General features: G+C 59.2%; 18 protein-coding genes. 10 read left to right on the top strand and 8 right to left on the bottom strand.

All coding sequences use genetic code 11. The features are described from left to right. Positions 1–333: 333 nt before the first annotated feature. The 3 genes from mltG (at position 334) to gmk (ending at position 3180) form a co-directional block, all read left to right on the top strand. The gene (gene mltG / locus FHW77_RS15015) at positions 334–1554 is read left to right on the top strand and encodes an endolytic transglycosylase MltG (RefSeq protein WP_004441060.1); all 1221 of its coding nucleotides are present in this window, start codon (positions 334–336) and stop codon (positions 1552–1554) included. A 71-nt stretch (positions 1555–1625) separates the two neighbouring features. Then, positions 1626–2513: a YicC/YloC family endoribonuclease gene (locus tag FHW77_RS15010; protein WP_004441061.1), complete on the top strand. Its 888-nt coding sequence runs from the start codon at positions 1626–1628 to the stop codon at positions 2511–2513. 4 nt (positions 2514–2517) lie between these two features. Then, positions 2518–3180, top strand: a complete 663-nt coding sequence (gene gmk, locus FHW77_RS15005; protein ID WP_004441063.1) for a guanylate kinase — start codon at positions 2518–2520, stop codon at positions 3178–3180. Position 3181: 1 nt separating this feature from the next. Here gmk and FHW77_RS15000 read toward each other — a convergent pair whose 3' ends face one another. From FHW77_RS15000 to FHW77_RS14970, 7 genes are all read right to left on the bottom strand, one after another. Beyond that, the gene (locus FHW77_RS15000; RefSeq protein ID WP_004441065.1) at positions 3182–3805 is read right to left on the bottom strand and encodes an alpha/beta hydrolase; all 624 of its coding nucleotides are present in this window, start codon (positions 3803–3805) and stop codon (positions 3182–3184) included. 72 nt (positions 3806–3877) lie between these two features. Then, positions 3878–4708 (bottom strand): 16S rRNA (adenine(1518)-N(6)/adenine(1519)-N(6))-dimethyltransferase RsmA, encoded by an 831-nt coding sequence (gene rsmA, locus FHW77_RS14995; protein ID WP_004441067.1) that lies wholly within the window; start codon positions 4706–4708, stop codon positions 3878–3880. Then, on the bottom strand, positions 4708–5730 hold the full coding sequence (pdxA, locus tag FHW77_RS14990) for a 4-hydroxythreonine-4-phosphate dehydrogenase PdxA (protein ID WP_004441068.1): 1023 nt from the start codon (positions 5728–5730) through the stop codon (positions 4708–4710). The genes rsmA and pdxA overlap by 1 nt, the downstream gene beginning before the upstream one ends. Before the next feature lie 26 nt (positions 5731–5756). Then, the gene (locus FHW77_RS14985) at positions 5757–6704 is read right to left on the bottom strand and encodes a SurA N-terminal domain-containing protein (RefSeq protein WP_006700162.1); all 948 of its coding nucleotides are present in this window, start codon (positions 6702–6704) and stop codon (positions 5757–5759) included. A gap of 295 nt (positions 6705–6999) precedes the next feature. Next, positions 7000–9381: an LPS-assembly protein LptD gene (locus tag FHW77_RS14980; RefSeq protein ID WP_004441072.1), complete on the bottom strand. Its 2382-nt coding sequence runs from the start codon at positions 9379–9381 to the stop codon at positions 7000–7002. Beyond that, on the bottom strand, positions 9382–10470 hold the full coding sequence (gene lptG / locus FHW77_RS14975) for an LPS export ABC transporter permease LptG (protein WP_004441073.1): 1089 nt from the start codon (positions 10468–10470) through the stop codon (positions 9382–9384). After that, positions 10467–11636: an LptF/LptG family permease gene (locus tag FHW77_RS14970; RefSeq protein WP_004441075.1), complete on the bottom strand. Its 1170-nt coding sequence runs from the start codon at positions 11634–11636 to the stop codon at positions 10467–10469. Before FHW77_RS14970 ends, lptG begins: the two co-directional genes overlap by 4 nt. A 298-nt stretch (positions 11637–11934) precedes the next feature. Between FHW77_RS14970 and FHW77_RS14965 the strand changes: the two genes are divergently transcribed. From FHW77_RS14965 to FHW77_RS14955, 3 genes are all read left to right on the top strand, one after another. After that, positions 11935–13428: a leucyl aminopeptidase gene (locus FHW77_RS14965; RefSeq protein ID WP_034496248.1), complete on the top strand. Its 1494-nt coding sequence runs from the start codon at positions 11935–11937 to the stop codon at positions 13426–13428. Between the two features lie 25 nt (positions 13429–13453). Then, positions 13454–13903 (top strand): DNA polymerase III subunit chi, encoded by a 450-nt coding sequence (locus tag FHW77_RS14960; protein ID WP_004441079.1) that lies wholly within the window; start codon positions 13454–13456, stop codon positions 13901–13903. Between the two features lie 142 nt (positions 13904–14045). Continuing rightward, the gene (locus tag FHW77_RS14955) at positions 14046–15074 is read left to right on the top strand and encodes a GGDEF domain-containing protein (protein WP_004441080.1); all 1029 of its coding nucleotides are present in this window, start codon (positions 14046–14048) and stop codon (positions 15072–15074) included. Between the two features lie 28 nt (positions 15075–15102). Here the strand turns inward: FHW77_RS14955 and FHW77_RS14950 are convergent, their stop codons facing one another. Next, the gene (locus FHW77_RS14950) at positions 15103–16029 is read right to left on the bottom strand and encodes a Gfo/Idh/MocA family protein (protein WP_182590597.1); all 927 of its coding nucleotides are present in this window, start codon (positions 16027–16029) and stop codon (positions 15103–15105) included. A 302-nt stretch (positions 16030–16331) separates the two neighbouring features. Here FHW77_RS14950 and FHW77_RS14945 point away from each other — a divergent pair, with 302 nt between their 5' ends. The 4 genes from FHW77_RS14945 to FHW77_RS14930 all read left to right on the top strand — a co-directional run bounded on the left by FHW77_RS14945 (position 16332) and on the right by FHW77_RS14930 (position 22017). After that, positions 16332–17537, top strand: coding sequence for a GGDEF domain-containing protein (locus tag FHW77_RS14945; RefSeq protein WP_004441085.1), 1206 nt, complete (start codon positions 16332–16334; stop codon positions 17535–17537). A 107-nt stretch (positions 17538–17644) separates the two neighbouring features. After that, positions 17645–19585, top strand: coding sequence for an EAL domain-containing protein (locus tag FHW77_RS14940; protein ID WP_004441087.1), 1941 nt, complete (start codon positions 17645–17647; stop codon positions 19583–19585). Positions 19586–19705: 120 nt separating this feature from the next. Further along, a complete protein-coding gene (locus tag FHW77_RS14935; RefSeq protein WP_034495810.1) occupies positions 19706–21412 on the top strand; it encodes a sensor histidine kinase in 1707 nt (568 codons plus the stop codon). Next, positions 21409–22017 carry a response regulator transcription factor gene (locus tag FHW77_RS14930; RefSeq protein ID WP_004441091.1) on the top strand — a complete coding sequence of 203 codons (609 nt, stop codon included), beginning with the start codon at positions 21409–21411 and terminating at the stop codon, positions 22015–22017. The genes FHW77_RS14935 and FHW77_RS14930 overlap by 4 nt, the downstream gene beginning before the upstream one ends. Positions 22018–22097 lie beyond the last annotated feature (80 nt).

The following is a 22097-nucleotide window of genomic DNA, read 5'->3' as shown; positions in this document are numbered from 1 at the left end:
TCCGCGCCGCATACCGTCCCCGGCGGTGCGGCGCTCTCCTGCCGGACGCTTTAAAAGAATGTTCTTTCCTTAGAAGAACGTGGTTCGGCTTGCGAAAGCCATTCCGGTTTTCGCGCCGATATTGTAGTCATTGATTGGGAGAGTTTGCCGGTCTGCTCGATTTCGGACCACAGGTATCTTTCCCCCATCGGCTTTGTCCGAGGTGATATTCGTGAGGCAGAACAAGAAGGCTTCACGGTGTCTTTATGTGGTGCAGGAAGCCATTCCGAACCTGTTTTTGCCGCATTACCTGCGCAAAAAGCGCTGACAACGCCGAACTGAAAAGGACCGACGGTGAGCGACACGAACCAGAACAGCCAGGGACCATACGGACAAAACGGCGCGGGCGAAGGCAATCGCGGTCCGATCATTCCGAAATCCCCGACGGAAGCCTTGCGGCCGGAAAAGGTGCCGGCGCCGCCGAAGCGCTCCCGCAAGGCCCATGGCCAGCTTGTCATCTTCCTGAACTTCCTGATGACGCTTGCCGTTGCCGTTTGCGTCCTGGCGATCGCCGCCTTTTATTACATGATCAATGCGTTTCAGGAGCCGGGGCCGCTTGAAACGAATACACATTTCACCGTGCGTAATGGTGCCGGTCTCATTGAGATCGCCAATAATCTCGAGCGCAACGACATCATTTCCAACGCACGCGTTTTCCGTCTGATGGCCGGCAGCTATCTGCAAAAGGACCAGACGTTGAAGACCGGCGAATATGAGATCAAGGCCGGCGCATCGATGAAGGACATCCTGATGCTGCTGGAATCGGGCAAGTCGATCCTTTATTCCGTGTCGCTGCCTGAAGGGTTGACGGTCAAGCAGATGTTCGCCCGCCTTGCTGCCGACGAGGTTCTGGATGGTGAACTTCCCGCCACCTTGCCACCGGAGGGTAGTCTGCGTCCGGATACTTACCGCTTCACCCGCGGCACCAAGCGCGAAGAAATCATCAATCAGATGAGCGCGGCGCAGGACAAGCTGATCGACATGATCTGGGAACGGCGTGATCCCGACCTGCCGATCAAGACCGTCGAGGAGTTCGTGACGCTGGCCTCGATCGTCGAAAAGGAAACAGGCAAGGATGACGAGCGCGCCCATGTTGCCTCGGTCTTCTACAACCGCCTGAAAAAGGGCATGCGTCTGCAATCCGACCCGACGATCATCTATGGTCTGTTCGGCGGTGACGGTAAACCTTCGGATAGGCCGATTTATCAATCGGATCTCCAGAAACAGACGCCGTTCAACACTTACGTGATCAAGGGCCTGCCGCCATCGCCCATCGCCAATCCCGGCCGGGCCGCACTGGAGGCGGTTGCCAACCCATGGCGCACGGATGATCTTTATTTCGTGGCCGATGGTACGGGCGGTCATGTGTTCGCAAAGACGCTGGACGAGCACAATGCCAATGTGCGCCGGTGGCGCAAAATCGAGGCCGAAAAGGCGGCTGCCGGAGCGAATCCCGAAGTTGTCGTGGATGGTCAGCCCGGTGGTGCAGAGGCGGAAAAACCGGCCAATAACTAACTGATAAATCACGGCCGGGCCTTGTGACCACAAGGCCCGGTTTCGTGCGGCTTGACGGGGGGATTCCATATATGACGTTGCAATCGATGACCGGCTTCGCGCGCAGCGAAGGCACCTCCGGCCGCTACCGCTGGGCGTGGGAATTACGCTCGGTAAACGGCAAGGGGCTGGATCTGCGCCTGCGTCTGCCTGCCGGTCTGGAAGCCTTGGAAACCGGGCTGAGGGAAATCGCGGGCGCGCATCTTTCCCGCGGCAATATCCAGGCGGGACTGGCGCTCTCAGTTGCCGAGAACCGGCTCGAGGCGGTCATCAATCGCGATGCTCTCGCCGCGGTTCTGGCGCTCAAGAAGGAACTGGGCGATGTCGTCGACGACAAGCCATTGAGCTTCGATACGCTGCTTACGTTGCGCGGTCTGGTCGATATTCGCGAGGCGGAAGACGATGTGGAGGCGCTGGCTGCGCGCAACGGCGATGTGCTGGCTGGCTTCGCTGTTGCAGTCGAAAAGCTGAAGGACATGCGCGAGCGGGAAGGGGCATCTCTGTTCGCCATCCTTTCCGGTCATATCGACCGGATCGAGCAGCTTGTGAACATCATTGAAAGCGATCCCTCCCGTCACCCGGAGCAGATCGCGGCGAGGCTTGCTCAGCAGATTGCGCTGATTGGCGATGGCATGCACGGGCTTGATCGTGACCGCCTTCATGCCGAGGCGGCGCTGATCGCCACCAAGGCGGATCTGCGCGAAGAGATCGATCGGCTGCATGCCCATGTGCAGGCCTCTCGGGAGCTTTTGGCCAATGGCGGTCCGGCTGGCCGCAAGCTCGATTTTCTTGCACAGGAATTTAACCGTGAGTCGAATACAATCTGTTCCAAATCGAACGCCAGTGCGGTAACCGCAGCAGGTATAGAGCTGAAAGTGGTTATCGACCAATTCCGCGAGCAGGTCCAAAATCTGGAGTAGACCCATGGCCCCGGTGAATATTTCTCCCGTCACGATCGCCCGCAGGGGGCTGATGCTGGTGATTTCTTCGCCTTCCGGCGCGGGCAAATCCACGATCGCGCGCAACCTGCTTGAGAAAGACAAGAATATCAGCCTTTCCGTCAGCGTCACCACACGCGCTCGACGGCAGAGCGAGATCGAGGGCATTCACTACCACTTCATCTCCAAGCGCGATTTCGAGCGCATGCGTGATAATGAGGAATTGCTGGAATGGGCCGAGGTTCACGGCAATTTCTACGGCACGCCGCGCGAGCCGGTGGAAGATGCCATGGCCGCCGGCCGCGACATGCTGTTCGACATCGACTGGCAGGGTGCCGAGCAGTTGCAGGACAAGATGAAGGCAGACGTGGTCTCGATCTTCATCCTGCCGCCGACCATGACCGAACTGCAATCGCGCCTGCACCGCCGCGCCGAAGACACCGAAGAGGTGATCAAGACCCGGCTTCTCAATTCCCGCGCCGAAATCGAGCACTGGCGCGACTATGACTACGTCATTCTCAATGACGACCTGCAGGCCGCTTTCGAGGCCGTCGAAGCAATCGTCAAAGCCGAACGCGTCCGCCGAGACCGCCGCCATGGCATGTTCGATTTCGTGCGGGCTTTGCTGGAGGAAGAGCCGAAGCTCTGATTTATGCGATGAGTCCGCGCGCCAGCCATTGCCGTGACAATCGCTCGTCCGCCGCGTCTTCCGCCCAGCCATGACCTGTATTGATCGTTTCGAGCACGGCATCAGCCCCGGCTGAGACCAGTTGCTCGGCCAAATGCGGAGCGTCGGAGGGGTGACGCCGGTCGTCGTTGACGCCTGCAAGCAGAAGTACGGGGTACCCCGCGAGGTTCGGAAGAGGCTGGTCTTTTCTCGGAGACAACGGACGAAGCAGGATGGCGCCTTTCGACAGATGATGCGCTTGGCACATGGTTTCAGCCGCGACGATCGCGCCGTTCGAGTATCCGACGAGAAGGGGCTCTTGCGCCGTCTGCTGACATACAAAGGCAACGAAGCCGCACAGTCTGGTTGCCTGATGTTTCAGATCGTCGATATCGAGTTCTCTGTCGGGTTTTCTGCGAAAAAATGCGAAACCATTCTCCCAGGGAACCGCGCCCCTCGGCGCATATAACGCACCCTTAGGAAAGACGGCGCGGCCAAAAGAAATGAGGTCGTCTTCCGTTCGTCCCGATCCATGCAGCAAGATGACAGCGCAATCCGGCGTTTCAGCGGGAATATCAAGCTTATAGTGAAAACCGGCATTCTCCACGCACTTGCTCCTCCATTCGCAGGTGTCCAGGAACCGTTGCTTCCGTTCGGAACGGCGAACATCTGCCAGATGTTACAGGCAATTCGCCAGTGTCACGAATTCCTCCACTGAGAGCGTCTCCGCCCGCCGCGTGGGATCGATACCAGCCTTTTCAAGCAGCGCCTCGCCGCCGAGGCTTTTCACGCTCTGGCGCAACATCTTGCGGCGCTGACCGAAGGCGGCTTCGGTCACTTTTTCGAGCTTGGCGACGTCGCAGGGCAGCGGCTTGTCCTTCGGCAGCAGATGCACGACGGTGGAGGTTACCTTCGGTGGCGGGCTGAAGGCCTGTGGCGGGACATCGAAGGCCATTTCGGCAACCGTACGCCAGCCGGCGAGAACGCCAAGGCGGCCATAATGGTTGTCGCCTTCTTCCGCCACGATGCGCTGCCCGACTTCCTTCTGGAACATCAGCGTCATGGAGAGCCAGAAGGGCGGCCATTGCTTCGGCAGAAGCCAATTGACCAGCAATTGCGTGCCGACATTGTAAGGCAGGTTGGCGATGATGCGCACCGGCTCGCCGACGGGGACCAGAGCCTCGAAATCGGTCTGCAGGGCGTCTCCCTCTATGACCTCAAGCCGTCCGGGGTAATGCGCCTCGATTTCCGCCAGTGCCGGCAGGCAGCGACTGTCCCGTTCGACAGCGATGACCTTTTTCGCCCCGAGCGAAAGAATAGCGCGGGTGAGGCCGCCGGGACCGGGCCCGACCTCAATGACAGTCACGCCTTCGAGCGGTCCCGCCGTTCTGGCGATCTTCTGGGTAAGATTGAGGTCGAACAGGAAGTTCTGTCCGAGCGATTTCTTCGCATCGAGCCCATGACGCTGGATGACGTCCCGTAGCGGTGGTAGTCCGTCGATGGCCGCCATTATGCGCCGGCCCGGCTGCGGAGGGAAATGTCCGCCGCCATCTTGAGTGCCGCCACGAGGCTCGCCTCATTGGCGATGCCCTGGCCGGCAATACCAAAGGCAGTGCCATGGTCTGGCGAGGTGCGAATGAAGGGCAGCCCGAGTGTGACGTTGACCGAATCGTCGAAGCCCAGCGCCTTGGCGGGAATGAGCGCCTGATCGTGATACATGCACACTGCCACGTCATAACGCTTGCGGGCGGCATCGTGGAACATGGTGTCAGCGGGCAGGGGACCGAACGCATCGATTCCGTCCTTGCGCAGCCGCATGGTCGCGGGGTGAACGATATCGCGATCCTCCGTGCCGAGTGCGCCGTCTTCACCCGCGTGCGGGTTCAGCCCGGCAACCGCCAGACGCGGAGCTTCGATGCCGAATTTCCGTCGCAGATCCGCATCGATGATCCGGCAGGTCGTGACGATCAATTCTTCCGTCAGCGCGGCCGGCACGTCTTTCACGGGAATATGGATCGTCACCGGCACGACACGGACCTTGGGGCCGGCGATCATCATGACAGGCGTGACTTGTTCACCGGTCTGGCGCAAGGCGAGATCAGCCAGAAACTCCGTGTGACCGGGGAAACCGAAGCCAGCCTCGTAAAGCACCGATTTTGCGATGGGATTGGTGACAACGGCCGCAGCCTTGCCCTCAACCGTCAGCGAAACGGCGGTTTCGATGGCCTTGATTGTGGCATGGGCGGCGCCGACATGCGGTTGCCCCGCCTGCACGTCGAAGCCAACGGAAAGAGGTAGGATCGGAAACGCGTTTTCGAAAAGGCCAACGGCACTGTCCGCATCGCAGGTCTCGATATTGAGCGGCACGCCGATCAGCGACGCGCGGCTTGCCACCACATCGGGGTCGCCGATGAAGATGAAGGGGGGCACACCGTTTTCCCGGCGCTTCGCCCAGGCGGTAATGGCGATATCAGGGCCGATACCGGCTGGATCTCCCTGTGTCAGGGCAAGCGGCAGGGATGCATATGTCACGGAAAGACCCGGCTCTTGTATCAATATCAGGTGTTGACGATCTGCGCCTTCTTGCGCAGCTCATCCATGTATTTCTTTTCGTTCGGGTTTTCGCCTTCCTTGGCCTTCATCAGGTCTTCGGACTTGAACACCATTTCCGCCGCATAGTCGTCGGAAACCTGGCGCTGCTTGCAGATGGCCAGATATTCGACGCCCTTTTCGGTCACGCGCGTGCCGGTGGTGCCGCCTTCCTTGGTCTTTTCTACCAGAGCCTTCCAGTCTTCCGGCAACTCAGGCGCCAGAATGCGGCCGAGGTCCTTGATTGCCACATCACGCATGGTCGCGGCAAAGCTCATCGCCTGATCGCAGCCGGGATAACGTTTGCGCGAGGCTTCAGCCTCCGCCTTGCGCTTGCCAGTGATGGCGTTGCGCTTTGCTTCCGGGATAACGAAGATGACCTGCTGCAGGAAATATTCCGTGGTGACCGGTTTGTCGCCTCGCTCCTTCAGGCGGGTGACAAGATCCTGCGTTGACATCTTGCCGCGCGCGCCATAACGGGCGTTCACAAGGCGCGGCCAGCTCATCTGAACGGCGATGAAGGCCTTGAAGTGGTCCGCGCCAACACCCGCCTGCGCCAGCACCTTCGTCAACTGCTCCGGCTTCATCTTGTTGTTGCCGGCAAATCGCGCGAAGGCAGCATCGACATCCTCCGTACTGACCGACATTTTGACGCGGGCGATTTCTTCGCGCTTCAGCGCTTCATCGACAAGCTGCTCACGCGCCTTTTCATTGAGGTTGCCGGACTGGCGCTGCAGCTTCAGGAAGGCGACGCGCTTGGAAATGTCGTCATTGGTGATCGGGGTCTTGTTGACGACGATCTTCACGGTGTTATCGGCAAAGGCCTGACCGGCATAGGGCACGATGGCCATGGGAACGGCGAATATCGCAAAGGCAAAAGCAGCGCCACGCAAAGCCGACTTTCCGAAATTCATCATATCCTTCTCCCTTTCGTCAGGCAGGGTCCTGTTGCCCTGTCCCGCCAATCTGTTCGTCTGGTAACAGGGATTTTGCCTTCCCCCGCCTTTCAGACCTGCACATGTGCATCCGCACCGCGAATTTGCCACGTATATATCATCGTGATCCGCAAAACGGCAATGTGTCGGTTTGTTGAAAGAAACCCGATACTGTCATGCCGGGTCGACACTGGCGCGTTGTTGCGGCAAAACCGTGACTACTACTGGTCTGATAGCAAAAAGGCAGGCCACAATGCTGTGCGGCCCGCCTTTAAACTCAGTAATTGTTCGGCTTCCAGCCAATATCCATGTCGTTCCAGTCTTCGTTCGCGGAGCCGACGCTGATATCGCCAAGGGTACGGAAGGCAAGACGGGCATTGATCGACCAGTCATTGGCGGCCTGGCGGCTGGAGTTGATGTTGCCTTCGTCGGAATAGCTGACCGTCAAGATCGTGCATTCATCCTGATAGGCGATACCAATCCGGCGTTCGGCGGCAAACTTGCCGTTCAGATCGTAGTTGATCGAGCCGAACAGCGACCAGTTATCGTCCATGCGCAGTGAACCGGATGCCTGGATGATATCGCGGTCTTCGTTATAGCCGTATTTCGGCTGCGCCTTGACCTGCGTATAGCTGAGCCTGCCGTTGATGCGGCGATCCGAATAGCTGATGCCCGTTTCAGACCGGTTGATTTCGAAATTGTCCTTGTCGAGACGCAGGCTCGAGGACAGCGAAAGACCGATAGGTGCATCGAATGCAGCCATGGCGACATAATCCGAACGATCGGATTCGAGGCCGGAATCGGCGCCGACATTCAGAAGATCATAGGAGGCGAAGGAATTATCGCCAGCGAGATGGAAGGACTGGCCGGCAATGGCGCGAACACCGTAACCATTGTCGAAAGTACCGTTGTAACGGAAGCCGATATTGGCTCGTGTGCCGCCTTCGATCCGGTCGAAGCCCGAAAATTTGTCGCGCTCAAACAGGTTTGTGGCGTCGAACACAAAGGCTTGTGAGTCCTCGTTCGGGAAACGACCGGAATATTGCTCGTTCGGCCGCACGAAAATCTGCGCGATGGGCTCGATCACGTGGCTGCTGTTGAGAGCCGTGAACAGCCAGGGATAACGCACCTCAAGGCCACCGGTGACCATGCCGCGCAAGGCAGCATCGTCATGGATCATGCCTTCATAGGCATAGGATGTGCCGCCGGAGGTGAAGCTTGCCGCAGTCATGTCGGTCCACAACGCGTCGCCGCGCGCCGCAAGGATCGGCGTGATCTGAAGACCGCTATCCATCGTGATGGTGCGCTTCCATTCCGCTTCCGTGGTCCAGCGCGTGTAAGAGCCTTCCAGACCGTTGAAGCGCGGGAAGCCGCCCATCGCGTAGGAATCCTGCGTCGAACGGCTGATGCTCGTGAAGTTCGTAGTCAGCGAGAGCTCGCCGCCATAGATCGGATCCGGCAGGAAGTAACGATAGTCAACGACCGGATGAACGATCGCCTGCTTACGTTCCTTGAGCTCGGAATTATCCGTGTCCTGAACGTTGAAGTAATAACCGCGGGCGTCGAAGCTGTTACGTTCGCCAGTGCCTGTCAGATAAATCTGATTGGTCTGGACGTCGTTCTTGTAGCCTTTCAGGCTGTAGGTACGCGAAAAATTGTTATCCGACTGCACCATGGCGTCCCAGCCGAAGGCCCAGCGCGGGTTGATGCTGAAATCGCCCTTGCTGGCAACCATGCCGCGCTGATCGTTCAGCGCGTCACTCGTTCCGGCAATGAACGTATCCGAGGACTGCTGGCTGATGCCGGCGATCGTCAGCGTGTGCATGCCGGTTTCGAAACGCTGGCGCAACTCAGCCTGAAGAAGCAGGCCCTGTTTTGTGTAGTAGGTCGGTGTGACCGTGAGGTCGGACGTATCGGAAAGAACCTGGAAATAGGGGACACCGATACCGAAGCCGAGCTTGTTGGTCATGCTCATCTGCGGGAACAGGAAGCCCGACTTCCGCTTCACCGTATTGTCCGGCACCGTCAGGAACGGGATATAGGCGATCGAATGGCCGAAAAGCTGCAGACGTGCTTTTTCAAGCCGCACCGTATGGGTCTTGCCGTCCTGAATGACGCGCTCGGCCTTGACCTGCCACAGCGGCGCCTTTTCCGGGCGCTCGGCGCAGGGCAGACACGCGGTGTAGACACCGTTGTTGAGGACCATCAGGTCGCCTTCAAGGCGCTCGGCGCTTTCCCCGGCAATGCGGGTATTGTCCGTGGTCTCGACGCGCAATGCGTTGACGAAGCCCTGACCGAAGTCGTCGGTCACGTCCATCTCGTCGGCATAGATCTTGTTGCCACCCGGCTCGATCAGCTCGATGTTGCCATGGGCGACCACGCGACCGGTCTGCTGGTTATATTCCACTTGCTGGGCCACCATACGGTAGCCCGAATATTTCATGCGAACCACGCCCTTCGCGATGACGCGCTGGGAATCGCGGTTATAGGTCAGTTCATTTGCTGTAAGCAGGAGTTTCGAATCGTCTTGGCTTGCCGACGCAAGCAAACCATCCTGGCCGAAAGCGACCGGGCTGGATGCCAAATACGCGCACACAGCGGCACCTGTCAGAAGGGCCGTCCAAAGCCGCCTGATATTCCCGCGGTCAATTACCGCCACTTAGCCGTCCTCCTGATGAAGCAGAATGGTTGCCCCCAAAGCCAACGCCACGATGACTGGAACCCAGACCGCGACGGTGGGAGGGACAACACCACCACTCCCGAATGCCCTTACGAGCACGGTTACTACATAAAGCACGAAGCCGGAAACGATTCCACCCAGAATCACGGAGCGCGACTGGGCGAAGCGGCTGAACTTTAATGAAACGGTCGCGGCGATCAAGGTCATCGCAACCAGAAGCAGGGGCGTCGATAGCAGGAAATGATACTGCGTCTCAAGCGCCTTTGAAGATAGTCCAAAGGACTTTGCAACTTCGATCTTGTGAGAAAGGTCAAAGAAAGCAACGGTTTCCGTCTGCGTCATGCGCTCTTGGACGAATTCCCGTCTCAGATTGGTACTGATCTGCATGCTCTCTTGCCGAACTGGCACATGTCCGGCCCGCGTTTCAGAAACGCCGTTAAGAAGCCAGTAACCATCTTCCAATTTAGCCGACTTCGCATCCTTCCGCGAGACGATGTTTCCGTCCTTGTCGAGGTCGATGAGAACCACGTCGAGAAGCATCGTTCCGTTGTCTTCGAAGCTCTTGGCGCCGATGATCGTATCCTGGCCGCCGCTCGACTGGCGCATCCACGGAATGATCTGCTGCTGGCGTCCGCCGCCCGCTTCGTTTCGCAGGCCGGCTTCCATGGCGAGCGACTTGTTCTGGCCCCACGCTGCGATGGGGTTCAGGACAGTGACCGACAGGATGCCGATGAGGACCGCGCCGAGCACGAAGGGGAGAATGAACTGCCAGGCGGAAATGCCGGCGGCGCGCGTCACGACCAGTTCGTAGCGCCGGTTGAGCGAGATCAGCGTCGTCATGCCGACGAACAGCGCAATGAATGGTATGGTCTGCTGCAGGATCAACGGCAGGCGAAGCGCGGTCAGGCCAAGCGCGGCCGGAACGGAATAGCCGGGCAGGCCGGACATGCGCCGCGCCGTTTCGCTGAAGTCGGCAAGGTAAATGATCGAGGATACGCCGATCACGAACCAGATGGCCGTGATGAGATATCGTTTCAGGAAGTACCGGGCGAGCGTGTTGAAGATCATGCGTTGCCGCTCCCCGAATTGCGCGCCAGCCGGCTGGAGAAGAGACGGCGCAACCGGCCCGCCGCATCGGTTACCATCCTCGGCATTTTCGGTTTACGGCCGGTGATCAGCACGAAGGCGGCCGCAGCACCGCTGAGGCCCGGAACGGCATAGACCAGAGGAATGAAGGCTGCGCTCTGCTTCACCTGGTTCGTGACGTAAAAACCGAGCCAGCGAAGCACGAAAGCCGTCACCAGCGCCGCGACCATCGGATGCATGCGCGCCTCGCGGTGCGAACGGGCGTCGGCGGCGATGACCAGCGATATCAGCGCAAAAGAAAAGGCGAACATCCAGTCCGACAGTCGCTTGTGCAATTCGCTGCGGAACGTCTCCGGCGAGCGCTTGTAGCTCGCATTGTTTTCATCGGGCGAGAGAAGGAAACCGAGGCTGGCGTCGCCCGGAGAGAGCGAAGGCTCCGAATCCTGCTTTTCCGACATGGTCGAAAGGTCGAAGGCATAGGACAGGAACTTGACGATCGAGACCTTGCCGTCAGGCGTCTTCTGCTGCACCTCGCCGTCGCGCATGGTGAGCGACGTACCGCTTTCGTCGATCATGCCTTCCTTGGCATAATAAATGAGATCGAAATTCGGATCGCGGCGGTCGGCAACGAACAGTCCCTTGAGAATACGACCCTGCCGTTGGGCAATCTGCACGTAAAGGCCGTCCTGGATGGTACGGAACGTCTTCTCCTCGATCACGGAGGAGAGAAGGTCGGCATAGGCCGCAGCCACCATCTGCCGGGCCGAACTGCGGGCAGGCGGCTCGACGAAATTGGTGATGGTGAAGGAAAGCGCGCTCAGGACGGCGGCCAGAATGAGAACCGGGCGATACATGATCGAACGCGGAGATCCGGCCGCATCGATGATCGCGAGCTCGGAATCATTGTTCATCGTCGTGAAAATCTGGGTGATGCCGATGACGAGCGCGAAAGGCAGCACGACGGGAATGAGCGTCGGCAGGATCATCGTCGCGAGCGCCATGAAGGAACCCATCGACTGGCCCGTATCGGTCACGAGATTGATTCTCTGGAGAACCTGGATGGTCCAGATGATGGCCAGCACCGGCAACAGCGCGACCAGAAACATCTGCGTTGTCCGCCGCAGGATATAGTTCTCGAGAAGCTTCATACGGCCCTGTTCGACATTGTTTTTCCCTGCGATCGCTCGCCGAGTTTCCGCCTATCTAATCGCATCGTTTGCAATTGGCTATTCCGGCAGGCTCACAAATATGTTTTGCGCGACAATTTTTCCGCCGCCTGTGTCTTTTTGTGGAACAAGCTGTCGGTTTCATGACGGGAGTTCGCATTCACTAAAAATGCATTTCCTTTAACGGCTGTGGGGCTTTAAAGAATGCGGGGTTGCGCCCGGGGCCGAAAAGGCCATGATCATGCGCATCGTGCAAGTCGTAGAAGAAGAGCAGGAAAACATGTCCGCCAAATTCGATATATCTTTCGCCAATTCCGCCTCGCTGGAAAATGCCCTGGCCGTGATGCTGCAGGCCTCGGGTGATGCGAAGGCCGTCGCCGGTGCTTCCGAAGCCGATCCGGGTGGTGTGATCGAAAGGGCGGCGAAGATCGCGGGCTTTTCCGCAAAATCCATGACGACGCTCGATGTTATCGCGCCGCAGGGTTCCGCTGCCGACCGGCTGCTGGTCATCGGAATCGGAAAGCCGTCGAAGCTGGTCGCCCATGACTGGCTGCGTGCCGGCGGTACGGCGGCTGCCCATTTCAAGAGGGCGGACAAGGTCGTTGTCTATCTCGATGCGCCGGGCGTAGAGGTTGGCGCTCAGGCGGCGGCGGATTTCGCGCTTGGTCTTCTGCTGCGCGCCTACAGCTTCGATGCATACAAGACCAAGAAAAAGTCCGAGGACGAAAAGACGCCGAAGAAGGTGGAGATCATCATCGTCACGGCCGCCCATCAGGATGCGGAAAAGGCTTTTGCCGTCTCCGAGGCGGTTGCGGGCGGCGTTATACTGGCGCGCGATCTCGTCAACCTCCCTCCGAACGTTCTCGGCCCGGTCGAATTCGCCGAAAAGGCGGAAGAGTTGCGCAAGCTCGGCGTCGAGGTGGAGGTCCTTGGCGAAAAGGAACTGAAGAAGCTTGGCATGAATGCCCTTCTCGGCGTGGCGCAGGGTTCGGCCCGTCCGCCGCGGCTTGCGGTCATGCAATGGAACGGCGGCTCCAAAAAGGATGAACCCGTTGCCTTTGTCGGCAAGGGGGTCGTTTTCGATACCGGCGGCATTTCGCTGAAGCCCGGCCTCAACATGGAAGACATGAAGGGTGACATGGGTGGTGCTGCAGCCGTAACCGGCTTGATGCATGCGCTTGCGGCCCGCAAGGCCAAGGCAAACGTTATCGGTGTCATCGGCCTTGTCGAGAACATGCCTGATGGCAACGCCCAGCGCCCCGGCGACATCGTGACTTCCATGTCCGGCCAGACCATCGAGATCATCAATACCGACGCCGAAGGACGGCTGGTTCTGGCCGATGCGCTCTGGTACACCAAGGAGCGTTTCAATCCGAAATTCATGATCAATCTCGCAACACTGACGGGCGCGATCACCGTGGCGCTCGGCAATCTGCAGGCCGGATTGTTCTCCAACGACGATGAACTGGCAACGCGGCTTTCGCAGGCCGGCGAGGTGACGGCTGAAAAACTGTGGCGCATGCCGCTCCACAAGGATTACGACAAGATCATCGATTCCAAATTTGCCGACATGAAGAACAGCTCGGGCCGCCTGGCGGGCTCCGTCACCGCTGCGCAGTTCCTCAAGCGCTTCGTGGGTGAAACACCGTGGGCGCATCTCGATATCGCCGGGACAGCCATGGGCTCGCCGCTGACCGAGATCAACCAGTCCTGGGGATCGGGTTACGGCGTGCGTCTTCTGAACGAACTCGTTCGCGCCCATTACGAAGATTGAGACGAGCGGAGCGGCACGCCAGCGCATGACTGAAATTCTGTTCTATCACCTGACGGAATCGAAGCTGGAGGACGCGCTGCCGCCCTTGCTCGAGAAATCGCTGGAACGCGGCTGGAAGGTCGCGGTCCAGACAGTGGGCGAGGAGCGCCGGGACTTCCTCGACACGCATCTCTGGACGTTCCGCGACGACAGCTTCCTTCCGCACGCCACCGACACTTCGCCAGTACCGCAAAACCAGCCGATTCTCCTGACGGCATCGGACGGGAACGCCAACGCCGCGAGTGTTCGTTTTCTCGTCGATGGCGCCGAGCCCCCGGCAGTGGAGGCTTATGAACGCATCGTCTTCATGTTCGACGGATACGATGCCTACCAAACCGAAATGGCGCGAAACCACTGGAAAAGGCTGAAAACGGAGGGGCATTCGCTGACCTACTGGCAGCAATCGCCGGAAGGGCGCTGGCAGAAAAAGGCATGACCCGTCCCCCGTCTGACTACCTTTGCAACGGGAAAATGGCCGGTAAGAAATCGCATGTGGTGTCGCCCGTGACGGTTGTTTTATGAACGCATGCAACATGTACGCTTTTAGACGCGTTATCAGCAGACAGAGGGGATATGCGATGGGACAGATGATGCCACGACCGGATCTGGAGCTGGAACGACTGGTAGCAGTGCGGTCCGTTGTGGCTTTCAAGAATGCGGAAACCGCTGAATTGAAGGCGATCTCGCAACTGGCGCAGGGCGTATTCGGGGTGGCACGCGCGGCCGTGCATATTCTGGATGAGGACTGGCTCCACATTGCCGAGCAGGCAGGGCTGCAATTCCAGGAATGCCCCCGTGACATTGCGATCTGCGACCGTGTGGTCGTCACGCAGAATATTCTGACTGTTACGGATCTGAGCGCTCATCCTGAATTCGGCTCTTTGCCTTATGTAAAGGGCGCGCCCGACCTGCGGTCCTACGCTGGCGCCCCGATCGAACTCGAACCGGGTCTGGTGGTCGGGACTTTTTGTCTGCTCGACCCGCACGTTCGGGAGTACACCGCTGCGGAGGTCGATAATCTCCAGTATTTTGCGACACTCGCGGGCGCGCTTTTGAGATTGCAGAAGGCGAACTTCACCATGAGCCTTGCTGCCCGGGAACTGCGCGATGCGGCCATGACCGATCCGCTCACGGGCTTTTATAATCGCAAGGCTCTGGACGCGATCGTTGATCTGGAACTTGGCGCCGCGCTTTGCGAGAAAGACACTTTCGGTGTTCTCTATCTCGATCTCGACGGCTTCAAGACCATCAATGACACGCTTGGCCATGCGGCAGGAGACAGGGTGCTGGTCGAGGCATCCACCCGAATCCGCGATGCTGTAAGAGAAGATGATGTGGTGGTGCGCATGGGGGGCGACGAATTCGCAATATTCGTGCCGCGTCCGGATTCATCCATGCTCATCAGTGGCCTTGCGGAAAAACTGCTCCACGCGTTTCGGCAACCGTTTCATGTGGAGGGTGAGAGCGTGCTTGCGCGCCTCAGCATCGGCGGCGCCATCGCGCCGCAGGCGGGCGCGGATCGCGCGACGCTGCTGCGGAGCGTCGATGAAGCCCTGTATCAGGCCAAAAAATCGGGGCGCGACCGGTTTGTCAGCCGCGCCCTCTGAAAGATTGCCTTGAGAAGCGTTTCGCTGCTCAGTCGTAGAAAGAATCCACGAATTTGTGGCGGCCGAGCAGGAAAGCATCGGCCACATGAGTCAGCGGCGCAAGATCGACGTCCGAGCGGCCTGACTTGATGATCTCGGCGAAGCGCTCGTAAAGGGCCGGATATTCCCGTTCCGGCTGGGATAGTTTTTCCTCGCCATTGATCGAAAGCTTCGCCCCGCCTTCCGAAAGCACCATCCGCCCCGCGGCGGTCTCGGCCACGATGTCCCAGCTCTGCTTGCCGGTCTGACGCCAGTCGAACTCGGCATGGACGGGCATTTTTGTCACGTCCGAGAAATGCAGGTCGGCCGCGATCGGCGCGTCGCGGTTTTCCGGGAATTCAAGCGTCGCCCTGGTCAGGAACAGCGCGCGCGGCAGGATATGGGTGATGATGGAAAGCGCATTGATGCCGGGATCGAACACGCCGAGACCACCCGCCTGCCAGATCCATTCCTGGTTCGGATGCCAGTGGCGCACATCTTCTTTCCAGATCACATGAACGCTGTTGATCGTCGTGGAGGCTAGAAACGCCTTGGCAGCCTCGACGCCAGGTGCATAACGCGAATGCCAGCTTGCAAACAGTGACAGGCCTTTAGAATCCGCGAGGCGGACGAGATCCTGTACCTCCGAAAGCGTCGCGCCCGGCGGCTTTTCGAGGAAGACGTGCTTGCCGGCATTCAGTGCCGCATAGGCCGCCTCATAACGATATTGCGGCGGCATGCACAGAGAGACGGCGTTGATATCGGGTACGGCCTCGAGCATCGCCTCGATGGTGCCGTAGGATGCGACGCCATCCACCGTGCCATGGCGGCTTGCGGTGCAGATCAATTCAAAACCCGGATTGCCTGCAATGGCGGGAAGATGCTGGTCGCGAACGATTTTGCCGACGCCGACGATGGCAAGCTTGGTGGCTGACATGAAGTGGAACCCGTGTGTGAGTGCTGCCTAAGATAAAGTGTGATTTTTACAGGTTTTTAGCAGAAACGCCCGCAGGAGCAAGGTGATCGTTTCGGCGCGACGCGTCTTTTCCAGCCGATGACTTCACGGAAACTTTCGATACACATTATCGATCGTGTAATGGTTGATCATGAAAATATTTCTTTGTAATTTTCAGTGATGTTTTCGATGGCCGGGCTGTCTTAATCCAATTTTTTAGGTATATTCTCATTTTGTTAGAGTTTTATGTATTTTTAACTTGAGTATATTTTAAAGAGCGGGTCGTGGTGGTTTTATTCAAGGCTGACCGTCTGTCTGGCTTCGTTCAGAAAGTCAACGAAAGCAGCCGGCAATTCAATACATACGGATTGATCTTCGGCATCATCCTCTACAATCTCTACGTATTCGTGGACATCAGTCTGGTGCCGGAAATCATCTGGCTGGATCTGACAGTCCGCCTGATGATCATCACACCGCTTCTCTTTCTTTATTTCCCCGCGCGATATTATGCGATCAGGATGCGGCCGGACGGCGTGGCGCATGAGGTCCTGCACGGGCTGGGTTGCATGTTGGTCGTCGCCTCGATCATGTTCATCTATGCCAATGCGCAAACCTCGTCGGCGAGCGAATATTACGTGGGTATCGTCACCGTCGTCCTTTATATGAACACGATACATCGCAAACCGTTTTCGCTTGCGGTCATGGGCACGGTTGGCTGCATGGCGGTTTTCATCGTCGGCATGGAATATGTCACGGTCACGAGCGAGGTGGCCAAGCTACCGGCCATCATGTGTTCCGCTGGCATCAGCGCCGTCTCGCTGTTTGCGGCCTACCGCATCGAGCAGGTGGAAAGAAAGGACTATCTGGCCTCTCTGCGGGAGAAGACCCTGCTGCAGCGGATTCAAAGTGCAAATCACGAGCTTCAGCAGCTTTCCAATACCGACCAGCTCACCGGAATTCGCAATCGCCGCAGCTTCGAGGAGGCGGCGAACGAGGCATCGGTCAGTAGCGGCCGGCCGCGGGCGCTCATCCTTCTCGATGTCGATTATTTCAAGAACTACAATGACGCAGAAGGCCACGTCGCCGGCGATGACTGCCTGCGCAGGATTGCCGGCAGGCTGCGTGGCGCCCTGCGCAGGGACGATGGCGACAGAAGTTTTATAGCCCGTTACGGTGGGGAAGAATTTGTCGTTCTGCTTGCCGATTGTACCGCTTCCGCTGCGCTTGCCATTGGCGAAAGACTGAGACTTGCCGTAATCGACGAGGCCATCCCCCATCTCAACCGTCCAGACAGACAGAAAATCGTCACGGTCAGCCTCGGCATTGCCGTTTCCGGCGACGGCAGGGAAATCATATACGAGATGGTGAACCGGGCCGATATGGCGCTTTACGAGGCAAAACGCCAGGGCCGCGACCGGCTGGTGCTGGCCTCCGGGCATATGGGAATGCCGGCGGAGCTGTACGGGGTCGAGGCCATGATGTCCGGATAGGGCTGATGGCTTGGCGGCGCCATAAATTTTGCCTCGCGCAAGCGGGATTGTTGAAGGCCGGCCACCGGAATTCCGGGGCAAGAACACATAATAATCGGGGAATGCAGATGATGGAATTGATCGCCGCACAAGCGGCAGCGTCCGCTGCCGAACTTCCATTCCTGCTGCTTCAGGCGGCCGCGGTGGTTGGCATGGTATCCGTGCTGATCCTTCTGCGGCGGAACATCGCCCTCGAGGATCCCCGCTATAAAATCTACTATGGCCTCGTCTTCGGAATGACAGGTTTTCTGCTGACGCTGCTTGTTTCCGAATTCATCAAGCTGCCCTCCAAGCCTTACATCCGCTCCGATCTGCTGTTCCTCGCGGGGGTGCTGGGCTCATGGCAGGGCGGGCTTATCAGCCTGTCCCTCGTCGCAGCCGGGCGTTTCGTGTTCGGCGGCCCCGTGCTGTTTTTTGCGGCTCTGCAGGACATGGTCGTCATTTCGGCCTGCGGCATCATCATGTATGGCTGGATGCGCGACCGACGCCTTGCCGATCTGGGAACTCGGGATATTCTCACCGTCTTCGCCGTCAGATTCATGGCCGCGCTGCTTGCCATCACAATCTCCTTCGTGTTTGGTCTGATCGACCAGACGCTGTTCTTGAGCGCAATAGGCCGCCGAACGCTGGGAGCCGTCGCCGTTGGCCTGCCGATGATCGTCTGCCTGTTCATCCTGCTGCGCAGCGAGGCGCGCGCGCGCGACGAGGCAAAGAAACGCGAGGTGGCGGCGCGGACGGATTCATTGACCGGACTGCCCAACAGGCGCGCCCTCAAGGACCATATGGAAACGGTCATGCGGCAGGAGCCGGCCGTTTCGCACGCCCTCGTTCTGATCGAGATCGTCAATATTGCCGATGTCGCCGCCTGCGAGGGGGAGGACTGGAGCGATATTTTCTGGCCCAGGCTGGCGCGGGAAATCTGCGATGGGGAATACGGCCTGCTGTGCAGCGCCCATGCACCTTGCAGCTTCATGTTCGGTGATACGACACTTGCAGTTGTCATGCGGGAGATTTCGCTGGAGAAGTCCGAAGGTACGAAACTCATGATGCATCTGCATGAGGGGTTGAGCACCTTTTGCCGCTCGGCGGAAGCGGGGCCGGTGCCGCATCTCAAAATCGGCGCGGCAAGTCTGGACAGGCTTTCCCGGCAGAACGTGGCCTCGTTCTTCAGACATCTCAGTCTGGCGCTCAAGGGAAGCGATCATCCCGTGCAGATTTTCCCCTTTTCCTTTGCCGAGAAGGCGACACGGGACGAGACGGTGCGGCAGATGCTCGTCAACTGGATCAAATCCGGCAGGCCGCCCATTTGCTATCAGCCGAAATTCGAAATGCGCAATCGCCGCATGATCGGTGCTGAGGCGCTGCTGCGCGCGGTCGATGCGCGGGGGCAGGCGCTTTCGCCCTATTATGTGCTGGAGATCGCCGAACGTCATCGGTTGCTGGCGGAATTCGAATGGTCGACGATCGAAGCCGTGGTGAACGACCTTCGCGATCTGCATGATTTCGATGCGGATTTTCATCTCGCGGTGAATATTTCCGCTTCGTCCTTTGCAACCGTGCACTTTGCTGACCGGGTCGTGGCGCTGCTGCAGGAAATGGCGGTGCCGGCGCATCGCCTGGCGATCGAAGTGACGGAGATGAGCAGGATTCCGACCAACGACGTCGTGCAGCAGAATTTCGATGCGCTGTTCGCCGCCGGCGTGCGACTGGCGCTCGATGATTTCGGGACCGGTTATGCCGCGCTCACTTTGCTGGCGCGGTTCCCGTTTGAAGAGGTCAAGATCGATCACTGGATGACGTCGAGGCTGGATCAATCGCGGTTCCGGGAGGCCATTGCGCTCGCCTTCGAGAGCGCGGAGCGTTATGGCGCTAAGCTGGTGACGGAAGGTATAGAAACCGAGGAGCAGAGCAGGCTTCTCATGCAGATGGGTATTCGCTTCGGGCAGGGTTATCTTTATTCCCCTGCCGTGCCGCTCGCACGGCTGCAGTCCCGCAGGGCGTGTGCCTAGCGCCAAGGGCGCCGCTCACGTCTTCCCGCGCCAATGATGGATCAGCAGTAAATTCGGCTGGGGCCGGATTGAATGTTCTCACTGTCTGTGCTGAGAAAAGTCACCTGTTGAACGAATGTCATGATCCGCTCTGTCGGTCATGCGGGCGAGCCGATGCTTGAAAAAAACGATGCATGGAACGACATGCCCGGAACGCCGGTCGAGCGCCGACTGAACGAAGCGGCCAGGGGCGCTGCTGCGGCCGGCCGCTCACTTGATGCCACCGCCCATTCCCTTTCCGGCAGCCGGCGCATGGCGCACGCGCCATGGCCGCTGACGGGGCGGCCGTTTCTCAAGTTGTTTCTGGTCTGGGCACTGCTTATGGCAGCCGTCGTGTCCGCACTGGCGGCTTATCAATATGTCAGCCTGCTCGGCGAATTGGCACGGCAGAGCGATGCATTGCAGGCTGAGGCATCCCGCCGGGCCGATCAGCATGATGCCCATGTGACGGCGCTTTCGGCGGTGGCGCAGGCGCAGCAGGGGGCGGATTATCGCCTCTTGCTCGATGTCGCGGCACCCATTCTGCAATTTTACCCGCGTATTGACGAGGTCCAGCTGGTTTCCCTCAACGAGGCGGGGCCTGTTGTCGGCACACGGCCGCTGGAGAGCGAGCTGGCAGCGACGATCCGCGAGGCGGCATCGGTCTTTACCGGCCGGCCGGCTCTGGTGGCGAGCGATCTCAGACCCGGCCATTACATGATCGTCAAGCGCAGCCCCAATAGCGGGTCGGCCTCGAAGGTGCTGGTGCTTGCCGTCGATGCCGGGCGGCTTCTCGCGTCCGACGCTGCGTTCTGGTCGGAAAAACAGGCGGTGATCCGTCTTAAAATGCCTGGCGGGACAGTCCTTCTCGGCCCACCCACGATGCCGGAAGCGCCGCAATATGTCCGGCAGCTCAGCAGCGCCAGCCAGCCTCTGACGCTGGAAGTCGCGCTCGCAATCACCTGGCGGGACCTTTTGCCCGGCCGCGCCCTGCTGGCGGGCGTGGCTGGCGCAAGCGTCGTTTTCGTGCTCTGTATTGTCATGACAAGACAGAGGACGCGCATGCGCGCCGCCGAGAGACGCGCCGAACTGAGCGGCATGGAAGCGAGACTGACCCACGCCTCGCGGGTTAACGCTCTCGGAGAAATGGCGAGCGGCCTTGCCCACGAGCTTACCCAGCCCCTGACGGCGATATTGGCGCAGGCGCAGGCGGGGAGACGGCTGCTTGCCCGTCAGGATGTCACGGCTCTTTCCGGTGCTCTCGACGATATGATCGATCAGGCGCGGTGCGCCGCGAATATGCTCGACCGGTTCCGCAACTGGTCGCTGCCGCACCGCCAGCCGGTCGCGGCGCATGACCTGCGCGCCGCCCTGCGCAATGTCGATGCGCTGCTTGCCGGCGAAGCCGCCCGGCATGACGCCAGCATTGATATCGCGATGCCGGAAGTGCCGCTTCCGGTGCGGGTCGATCCCGTCGAAATAGAACAGGTCATGTTCAATTTGCTGCGCAACGCGCTTGACGCACTCACTGCCATTGAAGGCAGACGTGCGATCACGGCAGGATTGAGCCGGAACGGTGATTTCGCCGTTCTCGATGTTGCCGATAACGGCCCCGGCGTAGCGCCCGAGCTGCTCGACCGGTTGTTCACACCTTTCACCACCACGAAAAACAACGGAATGGGGCTGGGGCTTGCCCTCAGCCAGAGGCTGGTGGAACGCGCCAGCGGTGAAATCCGATACGTCGCGAGTGAGAATGGTGCCCATTTCCGGGTTGTCCTACCGCTTGCACCGGAGGCACGGGACCCATGACGCTGCCCGTCTATCTGGTTGATGACGATGACGCCGTGCGCAAGGCGCTCATCCTGCTTCTCTCCACCGTCGGCATAAAGGCGAAGGGCTTTGCTGATCCCGTGGCGTTTCTCAGCCAGCTTGCCGCCCTCGAGCCGGGCTGCCTGATCCTCGATATTCGCATGCCCGCCATAACCGGATTGAAATTGCAGGAGAAACTGACGGAAGAGGGGATAGACTGGCCGGTCATCATCATTTCCGGTCACGGCAACATCGAAGCCTGCCGCCGGGCCTTCCACAATGGGGCGGTGGATTTTCTCTCCAAGCCGGTCGACGAACAGGATCTCATCGACGCGATCCAGAAAGCGCACCGGATATTGGCCCGCACGCTTGACGCAAAAGCGCTGCAGGCGGAGAATTTGGCACTCCTGTCGCTGCTGACCGCGCGGGAGCGGGAGATACTCGAACGCATCGCGCTCGGTTTTACCTCGCGCCAGATCGCAGACGGACTTGGTCTGTCGCCACGCACGGTGGACAGCCATCGCGCCGCCATTGGCCTGAAGCTCGGCACAACCTCGCAGGCGGAAATGACAAGACTTTGGCTGGAAGCGGGTGCGGATCGGTAGAACTACCGAGCAGCCGGAAAGTCTTACGGATTCGCGGCTCAACGCCATCCGCTTAAACTGCAGTCCTCATCAAGCAAGAG

It is taken from the genome of Agrobacterium sp. RC10-4-1 (assembly GCF_014138475.1).
GTDB classification, from domain to species: domain Bacteria; phylum Pseudomonadota; class Alphaproteobacteria; order Rhizobiales; family Rhizobiaceae; genus Agrobacterium; species Agrobacterium pusense.
This window is presented reverse-complemented; position numbering and strand designations above follow the sequence as displayed.

Excerpts from the sequence above, each read along its gene's own strand:
- FHW77_RS14960 (WP_004441079.1), top strand. The coding sequence starts at position 13,454 with ATGACTGAAATTCTGTTCTATCACCTGACGGAATCGAAGCTGGAGGAC.
- lptG (WP_004441073.1), bottom strand. The coding sequence starts at position 10,470 with ATGATCTTCAACACGCTCGCCCGGTACTTCCTGAAACGATATCTCATC.
- FHW77_RS14935 (WP_034495810.1), top strand. The coding sequence starts at position 19,706 with ATGATCCGCTCTGTCGGTCATGCGGGCGAGCCGATGCTTGAAAAAAAC.
- rsmA (WP_004441067.1), bottom strand. The coding sequence starts at position 4,708 with ATGGCGGCCATCGACGGACTACCACCGCTACGGGACGTCATCCAGCGT.
- FHW77_RS14985 (WP_006700162.1), bottom strand. The coding sequence starts at position 6,704 with ATGATGAATTTCGGAAAGTCGGCTTTGCGTGGCGCTGCTTTTGCCTTT.
- FHW77_RS14930 (WP_004441091.1), top strand. The coding sequence starts at position 21,409 with ATGACGCTGCCCGTCTATCTGGTTGATGACGATGACGCCGTGCGCAAG.
- FHW77_RS14955 (WP_004441080.1), top strand. The coding sequence starts at position 14,046 with ATGGGACAGATGATGCCACGACCGGATCTGGAGCTGGAACGACTGGTA.
- FHW77_RS15010 (WP_004441061.1), top strand. The coding sequence starts at position 1,626 with ATGACGTTGCAATCGATGACCGGCTTCGCGCGCAGCGAAGGCACCTCC.
- FHW77_RS14965 (WP_034496248.1), top strand. The coding sequence starts at position 11,935 with ATGTCCGCCAAATTCGATATATCTTTCGCCAATTCCGCCTCGCTGGAA.
- gmk (WP_004441063.1), top strand. The coding sequence starts at position 2,518 with ATGGCCCCGGTGAATATTTCTCCCGTCACGATCGCCCGCAGGGGGCTG.
- FHW77_RS14950 (WP_182590597.1), bottom strand. The coding sequence starts at position 16,029 with ATGTCAGCCACCAAGCTTGCCATCGTCGGCGTCGGCAAAATCGTTCGC.
- FHW77_RS14940 (WP_004441087.1), top strand. The coding sequence starts at position 17,645 with ATGATGGAATTGATCGCCGCACAAGCGGCAGCGTCCGCTGCCGAACTT.
- FHW77_RS14970 (WP_004441075.1), bottom strand. The coding sequence starts at position 11,636 with ATGAAGCTTCTCGAGAACTATATCCTGCGGCGGACAACGCAGATGTTT.